Here is a 13,420-nt window from a genome sequence, read left to right as displayed (position 1 = left end):
CGCGACGCTACAAAGCCGATACTGCCGGACCCGCTCGACTAGCTTCGCGTGGTCATCTCACTGGAGCAAGTTCCGAAAAGACCGCGAATCCGCAAATCCCCCACAGACGAAGGGGCATGGCGCAATGCAGCCTGCATTCACGGGAATCCGGCTACTGCGTATCTCTAACTATATTTTCTGCTTCACCCTCCACCAAACCCTTCGCAACCTACCTAAGCAGAGTCACCTTTCGAGGTATGCGTCTCGTTATCGCACCCCTTCAGCTCTAGTATGCCTCCTTCGTGAGCAAGTAAAGCGTTACCACCCCTTGACACCGTAAAGCCATACGCATACCATTCTCCTATTAAAAGGAGAAATCATGGTTAGTAGTGCGGGTCAACGCTTAAAGAACCAACGGGAAGCTCGTCTTCAGGCCGGATGGGTGGAGGTTCGTGCATGGGTGCCGACGAAGGAAGATGCAGAAGAGGTACAGAAATTAGCAGCTACATTGAGGGCTAAAGCGCTGGACATTAGAACAATCGAGCAATTGGAGGGAGTAAGGTGTATGAACAAGGAATTTCGCCAAAGCGTATTCGATGCGCTGTCGCATCAAGGATCGACCGCGTACGCGACCCCGTCCGGTGCATTTTTAGAACTTTTAAGTGAACTGGCAAAAAGAGGGAATTTAACGGATATGTCAGCTGCATTTAAGATCTTCGCGGCAGCTTATCCTAGTAATGCCAACTATGTCGCCAGCTCGGTTCCTCCGAAATTATTAAATCATTACTTTATACCAAGCTTGGGCCTAAATGGTGCGAGCCGCTTTATGCAATGGCAAAAAGATCGCCACGACTGGGCAACTATTCTCACCAAGAGCCTATTAAGTGGCAGTTTTCCGCAAGCAGCAGAAAGTATGTTAGCTGATATCAGTGCAACTATTTAAATCTCACACATGCCCACCTGCGAGGCACCGTAATAATCAAGTTTTTTGGAGAGTTTATGAAATTTAGCTGCGGGTTTACAACGCCACCAAAGAGAATTTATAAATACGTTTCGGCACAACGGTGTTTGCAGATATTAAGAACCAACACCATTCGCTTCACCCAACCTGATGTCTTAAATGATCCATTTGAATTTTGCCCATCACTCGATCTCAGCCTCCTAAAAAGGGACTATTTGTCGAACGCGAAAAGAAAATCCGAACTCGAATCAGGAGCCGATGAAAAATCGGTGATGAAAAATTTTAAAGACTACTGTCTTAATGTTGCAAGAGCTATTAGCCATGTTAATAAATCGACGGGTGTCCTAAGCTTAAGCGAATCTGCAGATGTCCCCCTCATGTGGTCGCATTATGCGGAAGAACATTCTGGCTTCGTTATCGGCTTAGATGCTAGCGCTTTGATATCCCATGGCGATAAAAGTGATCAATCAGGTGTATACGGTATCGGCCCCGTAAATTATCGAAACACAAGAGCTAGGTTTCCTGTGGAGCATGGATCGAATTTTGATTTCATGCTAATCAAAGATTCATGTTGGTCATATGAGCATGAATGGCGAGTTGTTCGGGGTTTAGCATCGCTAAAAAAAGTTTCGGATGAAGTATACGTAGGAGAGATTCCTGCGTCATCAATTCTCTGCGTCATCCGTGGCGCTCGAGCAAATAAAAATGATATAAAGGAAGTATTAGAGATTCTCAGAAGAGATCAGTACAAGCATGTACATCAGTATGCAGCGTATCCGCATTCTGATGAGTTCTCAGTAGACATAGGCACGCATGTTGGAGAAATGCTTAGCGAGCAAGATGACCGTTTAGAAGAGCAATACACACCTGGCGTTCTAGATCTTTATAGATTTGCCTCTAAAGGACGTTTATTTGGAGCGATGGGCGTGGTGAACGAAGATGAGTTACAGAGACACGAAAAACATGAGTATGGTTTTTAAAGCGGGCTCACACTTTTACACCAACACTACACACAAAGTCCAGCGCCTAAGTATTAGCCCGAACATCAAGAAGCGCCGTATCTTTTCATTTTCATAGGTCTTGTTGGTCCCTCCATTCGCTGCCCTTCCGCAGGTATCTTTATCCAGCTCCCGGACAGCTGAGCCACCGGTACATTCAGAAAAGCCTTAGGAAATAAATGGGGCGTTAGTGCAAGAAATCTGGGTTCCTACTTGTCGCCTACTCCGTCCACGGACCTGCCAGCAAGCCGCTGCCACGTCCATTTTCTTTTGTGCAAACGAATCGAAAGATCAAAAACCTAGATTTCACAAAAACGAAACTTAAAGGGCTAACTCGCAGCGATTAATTCCATTTTATTTATCTTTTTGTTGACGCTACTTTCTTTTGTTCGTAAATTACCTAAGCATACATAACAGAAAAGAAAGATTTTTAAATAATATCTTTCGTTTTATGTTGCATGGGTTCTCGTCCCGCTTCCGGGGCTTACGTCAACACAAGGAGAAACGAATGGAACACAGGATCAAGCTGTTGAGCGCGGCCCTGGCCGCCGCCATGGCCGCCGGCCCGCTGCCGGCCAGAGCCGCCGATGCCGTCGTCGCGCTGGCCGGGAATGCCTTCATCACCAGCGCTGCGCCGAATGCCGCCGAGGTCATCACTTCGAACGGTCTCGGAAACTGGACCAGCGCCAGCACGGTGACAAGTACCTATTTCCGCGTGGCGGCCTCGCCCAACTGTTCGCGCAGCTGCCCGGCGACGGTGACGGTGTCGCTTAACGCGCGCCTGGCAGGCAGCACCAAGAGCACCGTGCGCGTCAGCGTCAACGGCACGCCCTTCGACGTCGCCCTGTCCGGCAACGTCACCAAGAACTACGCGGTCGGCACCGTGACCGTCCCCGCCGGCTACGTCAAGGTCGACCTGCAGGGCGTCAGCAAGGATGGCGGCTATTTCGGCGACGTCTCTTCGATCGGCGTCTCGACCGATGCCACGCTCAATTACGCCAACGACCCGGCCAATTACTACTGGTCGCGCCGTGGCCCATCTGTGCACCTGGGCTTTACGGTGCCGGCGCAAACCGAATACTTCTACAACGAGGTCACGGTACCGCAGGGCCAGGACAAGATCGGCTCCTACTTCATGGCCAACGGCTTCAATGGCGGCTACTTCGGCATGCAGGTAAAGTCGCCGAGCGAGCGCTGGATGCTGTTCTCGGTCTGGGACGCCGACAATGGCGCCAAGACGACCCTGGTCGGCAAGGGCGGCGGCGTGGTCGACAACGGCTTCGGCGGCGAAGGCACGGGCGGCCAGTCCTATCTGCGCTTCAACTGGGTGGCCGGGAATACCTACCGCTTCATCACCCGCGCCCAGGCCGACGGCGCCGGCGGCACCAATTACTCGGCCTGGTTCTTCGCGCCCGAAACCGGCGTGTGGAAGTACATCGCGACCTGGAAGCGGCCGGCGACCACCAACAGCTCCCTCACCGGCGTCTACTCCTTCCTCGAGAACTTCATCGACACCAACGGCTACATGGAGCGCTCGGCCGACTACGGCAACCAGTGGGCGCGCACGGCTGCGGGCAGCTGGACCGAGATCACGACGGCTCGCTTCACCGGCGACGCCACCGCCGCCAACGCCCAGCGCATGGATTACGCCGGCGGCCTGCGCAACAACCGCTTCTACCTGCGCAACGGCGGCTTCTTCAGCAACTACGTGACGATCAACCAGAACTTCACGCGCCCGGCCACCGGCACGCCGCCGAGCGTCGACCTCAACGCCCTGCCGCTACAGTGACCCCGTCCATCCAGGAGATCCACATGCTCAAAACCTTATCCTGCGCCTTCCTCCTCGCCTGCGCCGGCGCCGCCCAGGCCGACGTCATCGAAAGCTTCGACGACGTCGCCGGCCTGGCCGCCAAAGGCTTCATCCTGCGCAATGCCAGCACGCCTGCCGGCACCAACGCTTTCTTCCAGGGGAACACCCGGGTGTTCAGCGCCCAGGATGGCGCGCCCAATGCCTACCTCGGCGCCAACTACCAGAGCGCGGCCGCGGGCGGCAGCATCGACGACTGGCTGATCAGCCCCGCGTTCTCGACCAGCACCGGCGGCACGATCTCCTTCTACGTGCGCGCGGCGGCGGACCCGGGATACATGGACAGCTTCCAGTACGGCCTGAGCAAGGGCGGGACGGGTGCCGCCGATTTCGTCCTCGGCGCGCTGACGGTGGCGCCCACGGGAGAGTGGACCCGCTACAGCCTCGGCTTCACGGGCACCGGCATGCCTGACACCGTCGGCCGCTTCGCGATCCGCTACACCGGCCCGGCCGACGGCGCCAGCTACATCGGCATCGACACCCTGTCCGTGCAGCTGCCCGAGCCCTCGGCCTTCGCGTTGCTGGGCCTGGGCCTGGCAGGGCTTGGCGTGAGCCGCCGCCGCTTCAAGCGCGCATAAAGTAAAAGCCCGGCTACTTCATCGAAGCAGCCGGGCTTTTCAAAGCCTCAGCAAATTACCAGAACTTGTAGGCCGCCGACAGCGCAAGCTGGCGCCCGAACAGATTCTGGCTGTGGTTATAGCCTTCCCAGCCGTTCGGATCGTAGTAGGGCCGCTTGTCCAGCAGGTTCTTGATGTTCAGTCCCAGGTCCAGGTTCTTCATCGGCTTCCAGGTGAAGCCAAGGTTGACCGTGGTGTACGAAGGCGCGCCGTCGCACGAGCTCTCCGGCAGCGAGACGCCGGCCGCCGTGCAGTTCTCCGGCGTGTTGTCGGTGTCGTAGGGACCGTAGGCCCACTTGGTGCGGCCCGTGAAATTCACGAACAGGCTGGTCACGAAGTTCCGGTAGCTCCAGTCCGCGTTCACCGTCGCGCGCAGGCGCGGCGAATCGTAGAAGCCGACGTAGTTGCCCGAGAAGCCGCTGCCGTCCTCGTAGTTATAGGTCTCGCGGCGGCGGATGGTGGCCGCCACGCCCGTCCCCAGCTTGCCCCACTCGCCCAGCGAGAAGCGGGCGCGCGCGTCGATGTCGACGCCGTCGACCAGCGTGCGGCCGCGGTTCAGGTAGGAGTTGATCAGGCCACCCAGGTTGCCGACCGAGTAGCCCGGCACGCCGGCGGCGCAGGCCGAGGCGTTGGCCGGATTCGCGCACATGCCCTGCGCGGCGGCCATGTTGGCGCGGTCGGCGTCGGTGAGCGCATTGCGGATCGCGCGGTCGGTGCCGGCCAGGGTCGGGCCGTATTGGCCGACCAGGTCGGTGAACAGCTGGTTGAAGTCCTGGCGCACGATCTCGTTGCGGCGGTTCACGAACCAGTAGTCGAGCGAGATGCTGACATCCTTCACCGGCTGCAGCACCACGCCGAAGGTCGCGATCTTCGCTTTTTCGGGCTGCAGGTTCGGATTGGGCGGCGTCAGGCCGCCCACCGTGGTCGAGCAGTTCGAGTTCAGTAGGTTCTTGCCGAGGTCGACGTCGGTGGGCGTCACGGATTTCATCAGCAGGCGCGCGATGGCGTTGGTCTGATCGCAGCGCACCGTGTCGCGGATGCCGCCGACCTGGGCGAACACGCCGCCCTCGCCCGACTCGGCCAGGTTGGGCGCGCGGAAGCCTTCCGAATAGGTGCCGCGCACCAGCAGCTCGGGACGCGCGCGCCACTGCACGCCGATCTTCGGCGCCAGGTTGGCGGCAAAGTGCGGGTACTTGTCCAGGCGTGCGGCGGCGTTCAGCTCCAGCTTGTCGGTGAGCGGCACCACCACTTCGCCGAACAGCGCGCCTATCGTGCGCTTGCCGTCGAACCAGGAGCCACCCTGCTGGGTAATCAGGCCGTTCGCGGCGTCGGCATTGCCGGGAGTGTCGAAGCTTTCGCGCATCAGGCTGGTGCCGATGGCGGCGCGCACCTCGCGTTCGCCGATCTTCGCCACCGTGCCCTCGATCTTGGCGTCCCAGGTGATCAAACGGGTCCAGGACTGGATGTCGAAGGTCGGGAAGGCTTCACGCAGCAGGGCCGCATTGGCTTCGCTGATCTCGCCGAATTTGTAGGCCGGATTGTCGGCGATGTAGGGGCGCTTGGTGACCGGATCGATGGTGGTCGGCCCGAAGGCCTTCTCGAAGCCCTTGGTGTTGATGTTGGTGGTCTGGTACAGGGTCGAATGGCTGCCGGCGATGGCCAGCGCGGTCTCGAAGTCCCAGTTGCCGAATACCGTGCCGCGCAGGCCGGCCAGCGCGCGGTAGCAGTCGTCGATGTTGGTCTGGCCGAAGTGGCCGGGGGCGTCCTGCAGGATGTAGTTCAGGCCCGCGGCGCCGCCCATCTTCGCGGCCATGTCCGGATCCAGCCTGCCCTTCAGGTAGACGTTGTTCGGCCCCAGGTAGGGATTGATGAAGGTGTTCAGCGTGGTGCCGGTATTACGCGAGAACCAGTTGCTGGTGCTGCCGCTGTTGAAGCTGCGCGGGCCGTTCTCGCCGCGCATGCGGATGTGGGTGTAAGCGCCTTCCGCGAAGCCTTCCCAGCCGTCGGACAGGCGCAGGCGGCCGGCCAGGTAGCCGGTCGCGCGTTTCGAGGACGGTCCGGTGTCCAGCGCATACGGCAGGTTGTTCCACACGCAGCGCGTGCCCGAGGCTTCGGTAATGTAAGAGGGGCAGCCGTTCACCGCGCGCTGGGTGCGGGCATTGTTCTTTGCGGGGTCGAACACGAACAGGGTGCCCGGGTTCATGGTGCCCGGCTCGCTGCCGGTGCCAATGCGGAAGTTGGGGATGAAGGTCGGGTTGTTGACGTAGAAGTAGTCGGGCCGCTTGTCGTAGGTGTCGGCCAGCGCGATGCGGTCGCGCTGGTACAGGTTCAGCGAGCCGTAGACGTTGTAGCCGTCGTTGCCGAGATCCCCCTTGCCGAACAGGATGCTGCCCTGGCGCTCGCCATAGGACGAAACCCGGGACGAGGAATCATTGCTGGCGCGGACTTCGAGCCCCTGGTAGTTCTTCTTGGTGATCACGTTGATCACGCCCGCCACTGCATCCGAGCCATACACCGCCGAGGCGCCGTCGGTCAGCACCTCCATGCGCTCGATGGCGGCAGCCGGGATCGCGTCGATGTTGACGAACATGGTCTGGAAGCCGGACGGCGCGCCGTAGAAGGACAGGCGGCGCCCGTTCAGCAGCACCAGCGTGCCTTGCGCGCCCAGGCCGCGCAGGTTGGCCTGCGAGCCGCCGTCCGAGCCGGTGAACATCGACCGGAAATCCTGCTGGGCCGGACGGGCGGCCGGCAGGTTGTCGAGCACCTGCAGCAGCGTGCGCGCGCCCATGTTCTCGATCTGCTTGGCATCGATCACCTGCACCGGCGAGGCGGTTTCGGCATTGATGCGCTTCAGGCTGGAGCCGGTCACCTCGACCCGCGCCATCTTGCCGGCCTTGGCCGCGTCCTTCGCCTGATCGGCCTGGGCGCCCTGCTCTTCCACCTGGCCCGCCGCATACACGTTCGATGCCAGTCCTGCGGCGGCCAGGGCCGCCAGCAATGTCTTCACCTTCATTCTCTCCTCCTTTTGTTTTGGTTTTTCAGCTTGTGTGCAGCAGCAGCGCCGATCCGGCTGGCAGCGCCAGATCGAGCCTGCCGTCGCGCGCCACCGGTGGCATGTCCCGGTAGCGCAGGGTCCAGTCGGCGCCCGGCTGCAGCGCGCCCTCGCCGGCGCCGAAAGTCAGCGCATGGCGCGCATCCAGGCCTGGCGCCTGCAACGGTGCGGCACGCACGCGGGCGCCCGGGCGCAGGCCTTCGAGGCCGAGCACGCGAGCCGTGTCCGGGCTGGTGTTGATGGCGACGATGCGCTTGCCGTCCGCGTGCGCGCTCGCATACACGTGCAGGCCGGGCAGCGGATCCGCGCGTTCGAGCCGGTAGAAGCGCCCACCCGCCAGCTGCTGTGCGCACAGCAGGCCGTAGTACAAGGGGCGCGGCCCGAAGCCGGTGTCCAGATCGCCGCCGATCGGCGAGTAATTCGATGCCGCCGCCTCGATGCGCGCGACGATGTCCCTGTCGACATCGGCGCCGCGGCCACCGGTGTCGTGTCCTTCGAGCGAGCTTTCGATGCTGCGCCGCGGGCCGCCCTGGAAGCACACACCGGTGGCACCGTGGAAGGCGGCCGACAGCGTGAAGTCCAGTCCCCACAGCGCCGAGGCGAAGGCATTGCTGACGCCGTCGCGCCCGCCGCGGTAGTAGGAATTGGTCTCGGTCAGCCAGAAGCCGTGCGGATGGCGGCGCGCCGCCTGCGCCAGGGTGGCGATCTCGCGGTCGAAGCCCTCGTCGTGCTGCAGGATGTCGGCCAGCGAGCCGCGCTCGGCCGCCTCGCGGTAGTAGTGGCGGCTCAGCAGCACGGATTCCGGCACCTCGCGGCCGAAGCGCTGCACCCAGTCCGTGTTGGCGCCGCTGTCCGGCCCCGCGATGCCCGTGCGGCCGAGCGGCGCCGCAATACGGTCCCAGGCCGCCTTGTAGGCCTCGTAGGTCTTGAAGTAGTTATTGGCCTCGTTGCCGAGCTGGATGGCCAGCAGGCGCCGTCCCAGCCGCTCGCGCACCATGCGCGCATAGTCCGCTGCCAGTTCGGGGCTGCCGGCCCGCATGTTGATGCCGAAAATGACGCGCCAGCCGGTGGCGTCGAGGAAGCCGGCGAGTGCGTCGAGCGCTTCCGGCCCCACCTCGTAGTAGGGCTGGATCCGCTCGCGGTTGCGGTAGAGCGGATGCAGCACCGGCAGCGGCCCGTCGAAGCCGGCCGGCTTGGCAAGATCGCTGGTATTCCCGCCCAGGCGCAGCACGCTGTGCGGGTTCAGGCGCCGGAAGGCGTCGACCAGGCCGGTGTTGGCGGCGGCAAAGAAGCGCGGATCGCGCAGGTTATCGGTCTCGTAGCTGAGGCCGACGATACTGTGCGGGACCACGCTGCCGGTCGCGCGTGCCGGAATGCGGATCCGCGCCGCCGGTGCGGCCCGCGCAGTGGAAGCCAGCGGCAGCGCCATCGCGGCCATGCCCTGGATGAAGCTGCGTCGCTTGAGCATGGGATCAGTAGCGGTCGTCGAAGGCGAAGATCGGCTTGCGCTTGTTCCAGGCGCCGCGCGTGAAGTCCGGAAAGTCCAGGGTCTGGAAACCCTGCTTGATCGACTGCTCGGACAGCGGCGTGATGGCGCTCCAGGTGACGGCGTCGTAGATATCGATCGGCATCGGCGCCTCCGCCTTCAGGGCTTCGACGAAGGCGTTGATTACGAAGAAGTCCATGCCGCCATGGCCGGCGCCGGCGGCACGCTCGCCGTAGCGGCGCCACAGCGGATGGTCGTACTTGTCCTGCCAGGCCTGGAACGGGTCCCAGCTGTGCGGCTTGCTCACGCCTTCCACGTGCACGCTCTGGTTCACATCCATCCACAGGCCCTTGGTGCCCTGCACGCGGAAGCCCAGCGAATACGGGCGCGGCAGCGAGGTGTCGTGCTGCAACAGGATGGTTTCGCCGTTGGCAGTGGCCAGGGTGGTGGTGACCACGTCGCCCAGGCTGAACTTCACCTTGGCGTTCGGGTGGTCCGGCGCCTGGCTGGCGATGTAGTCGTGCAGGCCGCGCGCCTTGGTGGCGAAGCTGTTAATGCGCGTAAAACGGTTGCCGCGGTTGATATTCGTGTACATCGCGCAGGGACCGATGCCGTGGCTCGGATACAGCTCGCCGTTGCGCCGCACCGAATGCTCGGTGCGCCAGCGCGCTTCGGACCAGCCCTTGGCGCCGAATTCGACGCCGCCGCCATAGGTGTGCGCCGCATCGCCGCCGTTCAGCTTCACCGCGCGCAGATCGTGCTGGTAGCCGCCCTGCAGGTGCTCGATCTCGCCGAACACGCCGGCGCGCACCATCTGCAGCACCGCCATCACGTCGCGTCGGAAGCACACGTTCTCCAGCAGCATGTAGGGCGTGCCGGTCTTGAGCTGGGCGTCCAGCACATCCCAGTGGTCCTGCAGGGTGATGCCGGCGACGACTTCGCAGCCCACCGGCACCTTGGCGCGCATGGCGTCGATCGCCATCGGCGCATGCCATTCCCAGGGCGTGGCGATGATCACACCGTCGAGCTGGCGCGCGTCCAGCATGCGGCGGTAGGCGCGGCTGTCGCGGTCCTCGCCATAGGTGCGCGGGCGCGGCTTGCCGGCCTTCTCCACCTGGGCCAGGGCCTGGCCCAGCATCACCGGTTCGATGTCGCACAGAGCCACGACCTCGACGTCGTCGCGGCGCAGCAGTTCCTTCAGCAGCACCTGGCCGCGCATGCCGGTGCCGATCATGCCAAGGCGCAGGCGTTCGCGGGCGGCGCCGAACACCGGGCCGGCCAGGCCGGCGGCCAGCGCGGCGCCGCCGGCTTTCGCACCATTCAACAGAAAATCGCGTCGTTTCATTGTTTCTCCCAGATGCTCAGAAGTTGTATTCGGCGCTCACGCGCACCGAGCGTGGCGCGGTGCGGCTCGCCACCTGCAGGTAGCTGCGCGCGATGTCGCCGCTGCCGTCGTCGCGGGTCTCGTTGTAGCGGGTCACGGTCTGGCGATTCAGCACGTTGAACACATCCAGCTTCAGGCTCAGGCCCTTGGCAAAGGCCGGGTTCCAGGCCGCGTTCAGGTCCAGCTGCATCTGCCAGGGGGTACGTCCGCGGCTGCCGCGCGGCGCCGGTTTGCCGTCGCAGAAGAAGTAGGCGGCGCCGTAGTCGTCGTCGAAGTGCAGCTCGGCCGGCAGCTCGCCGATGCAGTTGCGCGGCGAGCCCGAGATCAGCGCCAGGTTGGCGCCCACCGTCACCTGCGGCATCACCTGCACGAAGCCGTAGGCCTTGATCTGGTGGCGGTGGTCGCCCGGCAGGTAGCCGTAGGCGTTGTACATCAGCTCCTTGTGGTCGTCGCTGACGGTCAGGGCGACGTCGCCGCCGCCGATGGTGTCGGTCTGGCCTTCCATGTTGCCCTTCAGCGCGGACAGGGTGTAGGTCAGCTTGCCGTACCAGCCGTCCGCGAACGGGTGCTCGGCAAAGACGGTCAGCGCTTTATAGGTGCGCTTGGGCAGCGGGTTGCCCCACTCGGCCGCACTGATGTCGACGCGGCGCAGGCCCTTGCCGTCGGCGAAATCGATGTACAGGTTGTTGTCGCGGCCCGGGTTCATGATCGCGCACTGGAAGCCGCCCCAGTTGCCGGTATCGACGCCGTTGCGCGCGGCCCAGGCCTCGATCGGGCGGGCGTCGCAGGTGTCGTCGTTGGTGTCGTTCAGGCGGCGGTACAGCACGCTGGCGCCGGCCACCAGGCGCTTGTTGAAGGCGCGCTCGAAGCCCAGCGAGACCTCGTCCTGCGACAGCGGTTTCAAGCCGATCGCCGTCACCTCGCGCGCATCGCGGCCCTTGCCGTAGGCGTTGTTGGCCGAATACGGCTCGCTGATCGCATGCAGGCCGGTCGGCGCGCCGGTGACCGGGTCGACCCCGGTGTAGGTGTAGAACTGGCTGGTGCGCAGCAGCGGCGCCGCCATGTTGCTGGACAGGTTGGACGGCACCGGCAGGTGGTAGCGGCCAGCGTTGCCGAACACCCGCAGCGAGCTGTCGCCCATCACGTCCCAGGTGACGCCGAGGCGCGGCGCGATCATGTTGCGCTGGGAGATGAAGGCCTCGCCGGTGCTGGTGTAGTTGGTGAACTGCTCGCGGCGCAGGCCGAGGTCGAGCAGCACGCGCTCGCTCACCTGCCAGTGGTCCTGCAGGTACTGGGCCGACTGCACGCTGGTCGGCTTCGCCAGGTTGGTGTCGAGGTCCTTGCTGACGTAGTAGCCCTGCACGCCGTAGCCGCCGCCCTGGGCCGGGGTCTCGAAGGCGCCGTTGATCGGGCGCGTCGGGTTGGCGGTCTTGCGGTAGGTCCAGCGGTAGCCGCCGGCCAGCACGTTGCCGACCAGGGACTCGACCTCGATGCGGTCGATACCGCCGCGCAGCGCGTGCGCGCCCAGCTTGTACTCGAGGTCCAGGCGCAGGCCCTTCTGGCGGTCTTCCGAGGCTGGATCGGGCAGGCTGCCGGTCACTTTCTGCGGGTTGTTGTAGACCAGGCCCGGCACCTGGGTCGTGATGCTCGACGAGGTCTGGGCCAGGCTCGGATCGTAGCCGGTCGGGATGCGCTGGTGGATCGAACGGGTATCGCCATACAGCGCGGTTGCGGTCAGGCTGTCGCTCAGGTAGCCGGTGTACTTCAGGATGCTGGCGTCGGCGCCCGGCGCGGAACCGCCGCCGCAGCAGTTGATGGTGGTCGGGTTGATCGTGGTGACGGTGCTGCCCTTGGTGAAGGTGGTGTAGTCGTAGCCGTAGGAGCGGCTGTTGCCGGTGGTGCGGTCGTACAGGCGGGTGAACTCGACGTGGTGGTCGTCGGTGATGTTCCAGTCCAGCTTGGCCAGGTAACGGTCGACGGTAGTGTGCGTGCTGCTCCAGCCGGACGTCGCCTTGGCGGCGGCGCTGGAATCGGTGGACGCGGCCACCGCCTCGCCGTCGCTGACGGTGCGTTCCAGCGCGACGAAGGCGAACAGCTTGTTGCGCACGATCGGCCCACTGCCGTACAGGCCGGCGATGCGGCTGCGCGAGCTGTTGTCGCGGTTCCAGTACAGCAGCTTGCCGTCGGTGTCCGGATGGGCGCCGGTGTTTGGCCAGTAGATGTTTTCCGGGGCCGCGCGCAGGCGCGCCGGCAGGTACTGCAGCTTGCCGCCGAACTCGAACTTGTTGCCGCCGCTGCGGGTCGTCACGTTGATCACGCCGCCGGTCGAGCGCCCGAACTCGGCGCCGTAGCCGCCGGACAGCACCTGCATGTTGGAGATCGCGCCGAAGGGCAGCTCGGAGGCGCCGACCTGGGTCAGGATGTTCGTGACCGGGAAGCCGTTCACGTAGAACGCGTTCTCCGACTGGCCGGAGCCCGAGATCGAGGGCGCGTTGCCGTACTGGCCGTTGGTGCCGCGGTTGGCGCCCGGGGTCAGCTGCACCACCGAGGCGATGTCGTTCGCCACCGGCAGCGAGCGCAGTTCGCGCGCCGTGAAGACCACGCCGTTGTTGGTGTTGGAGACGTCGATCACCTGGCGCGCCGCGCTCACCAGCACGGTCTGGGTCGCGGCGGCGCCGGCGCCGAAGCTGGCTTCCACGCCCGAGCCGACCACCGCCTCCACTTCGCGGCTGGCCTCCACCGCGCCGCTGCGCAGCACCTTGACCGCGTAGCGTCCCGGCGGCATCGAGCTGGCCACGTAACGGCCGCTTGCGTCCGGGGTCAGGCTGCGCTGGGCGCCGGTGGCCAGGTTCTCGATCACCACCGTGGCGCCGGCCGGCGTACGGACTTCGCCGAAGATGGTGGTGGTGGCATTCGACTGGGCCCAGGCCTGGCTGCTGCTGCCGGCGGCCAATGCGATCAGGATGGCGGCGGCGCGGCGGATGGCATCGTCGCGGAGTGTGAGACGCTTCGTTTTCATGCACTTCTCCCTTGGTGAAGGATGCAGGCTCCCCTCCCTGTTCGGGACAGGGGCCTG

8 protein-coding genes are annotated in these 13,420 nt (G+C 63.7%); 4 read left to right on the top strand and 4 right to left on the bottom strand.

The genetic code is table 11. The features are described 5' to 3' along the window. The first annotated feature begins 358 nt into the window (after window positions 1-358). The 4 genes from AC07PE_RS13830 to AC07PE_RS13815 all read left to right on the top strand — a co-directional run bounded on the left by AC07PE_RS13830 (window position 359) and on the right by AC07PE_RS13815 (window position 4,383). Window positions 359-922 (top strand): hypothetical protein, encoded by a 564-nt coding sequence (locus tag AC07PE_RS13830; RefSeq protein WP_498765299.1) that lies wholly within the window; start codon window positions 359-361, stop codon window positions 920-922. A gap of 56 nt (window positions 923-978) precedes the next feature. Then, window positions 979-1,920 (top strand): DUF2971 domain-containing protein, encoded by a 942-nt coding sequence (locus tag AC07PE_RS13825; RefSeq protein ID WP_498765297.1) that lies wholly within the window; start codon window positions 979-981, stop codon window positions 1,918-1,920. A gap of 526 nt (window positions 1,921-2,446) precedes the next feature. Next, window positions 2,447-3,727 (top strand): DUF3472 domain-containing protein, encoded by a 1,281-nt coding sequence (locus AC07PE_RS13820; RefSeq protein ID WP_498765295.1) that lies wholly within the window; start codon window positions 2,447-2,449, stop codon window positions 3,725-3,727. 23 nt (window positions 3,728-3,750) lie between these two features. After that, complete coding sequence (locus AC07PE_RS13815) at window positions 3,751-4,383, top strand: choice-of-anchor J domain-containing protein (RefSeq protein ID WP_498765293.1); 633 nt, start codon at window positions 3,751-3,753, stop codon at window positions 4,381-4,383. A gap of 55 nt (window positions 4,384-4,438) precedes the next feature. On the opposite strand, the gene AC07PE_RS13810 is transcribed toward AC07PE_RS13815, so the two are convergent. Genes AC07PE_RS13810 through AC07PE_RS13795 form a run of 4 tightly spaced genes read right to left on the bottom strand, consistent with a single transcriptional unit; the run spans window position 4,439 to window position 13,363 of the window. Beyond that, window positions 4,439-7,435, bottom strand: a complete 2,997-nt coding sequence (locus tag AC07PE_RS13810) for a TonB-dependent receptor plug domain-containing protein (protein WP_498765292.1) — start codon at window positions 7,433-7,435, stop codon at window positions 4,439-4,441. A gap of 25 nt (window positions 7,436-7,460) precedes the next feature. Continuing rightward, window positions 7,461-8,942, bottom strand: coding sequence for a hypothetical protein (locus AC07PE_RS13805; protein ID WP_498765290.1), 1,482 nt, complete (start codon window positions 8,940-8,942; stop codon window positions 7,461-7,463). A 4-nt stretch (window positions 8,943-8,946) separates the two neighbouring features. Continuing rightward, on the bottom strand, window positions 8,947-10,305 hold the full coding sequence (locus tag AC07PE_RS13800; protein WP_498765288.1) for a Gfo/Idh/MocA family protein: 1,359 nt from the start codon (window positions 10,303-10,305) through the stop codon (window positions 8,947-8,949). Window positions 10,306-10,321: 16 nt separating this feature from the next. Further along, window positions 10,322-13,363: a TonB-dependent receptor gene (locus tag AC07PE_RS13795; protein ID WP_498765286.1), complete on the bottom strand. Its 3,042-nt coding sequence runs from the start codon at window positions 13,361-13,363 to the stop codon at window positions 10,322-10,324. Window positions 13,364-13,420: the final 57 nt, after the last annotated feature.

The sequence above is a fragment of the Telluria sp. GW821-FHT07G12 genome (genome assembly GCF_059418525.1).
Note: the sequence above shows the minus strand (reverse complement) of the source record. Positions and strands in the feature narration are given on the sequence as shown.

Excerpts from the sequence above, each read along its gene's own strand:
- AC07PE_RS13830 (WP_498765299.1), top strand. The coding sequence starts at position 359 with ATGGTTAGTAGTGCGGGTCAACGCTTAAAGAACCAACGGGAAGCTCGT.
- AC07PE_RS13825 (WP_498765297.1), top strand. The coding sequence starts at position 979 with ATGAAATTTAGCTGCGGGTTTACAACGCCACCAAAGAGAATTTATAAA.
- AC07PE_RS13820 (WP_498765295.1), top strand. The coding sequence starts at position 2,447 with ATGGAACACAGGATCAAGCTGTTGAGCGCGGCCCTGGCCGCCGCCATG.
- AC07PE_RS13815 (WP_498765293.1), top strand. The coding sequence starts at position 3,751 with ATGCTCAAAACCTTATCCTGCGCCTTCCTCCTCGCCTGCGCCGGCGCC.
- AC07PE_RS13810 (WP_498765292.1), bottom strand. The coding sequence starts at position 7,435 with ATGAAGGTGAAGACATTGCTGGCGGCCCTGGCCGCCGCAGGACTGGCA.
- AC07PE_RS13805 (WP_498765290.1), bottom strand. The coding sequence starts at position 8,942 with ATGCTCAAGCGACGCAGCTTCATCCAGGGCATGGCCGCGATGGCGCTG.
- AC07PE_RS13800 (WP_498765288.1), bottom strand. The coding sequence starts at position 10,305 with ATGAAACGACGCGATTTTCTGTTGAATGGTGCGAAAGCCGGCGGCGCC.
- AC07PE_RS13795 (WP_498765286.1), bottom strand. The coding sequence starts at position 13,363 with ATGAAAACGAAGCGTCTCACACTCCGCGACGATGCCATCCGCCGCGCC.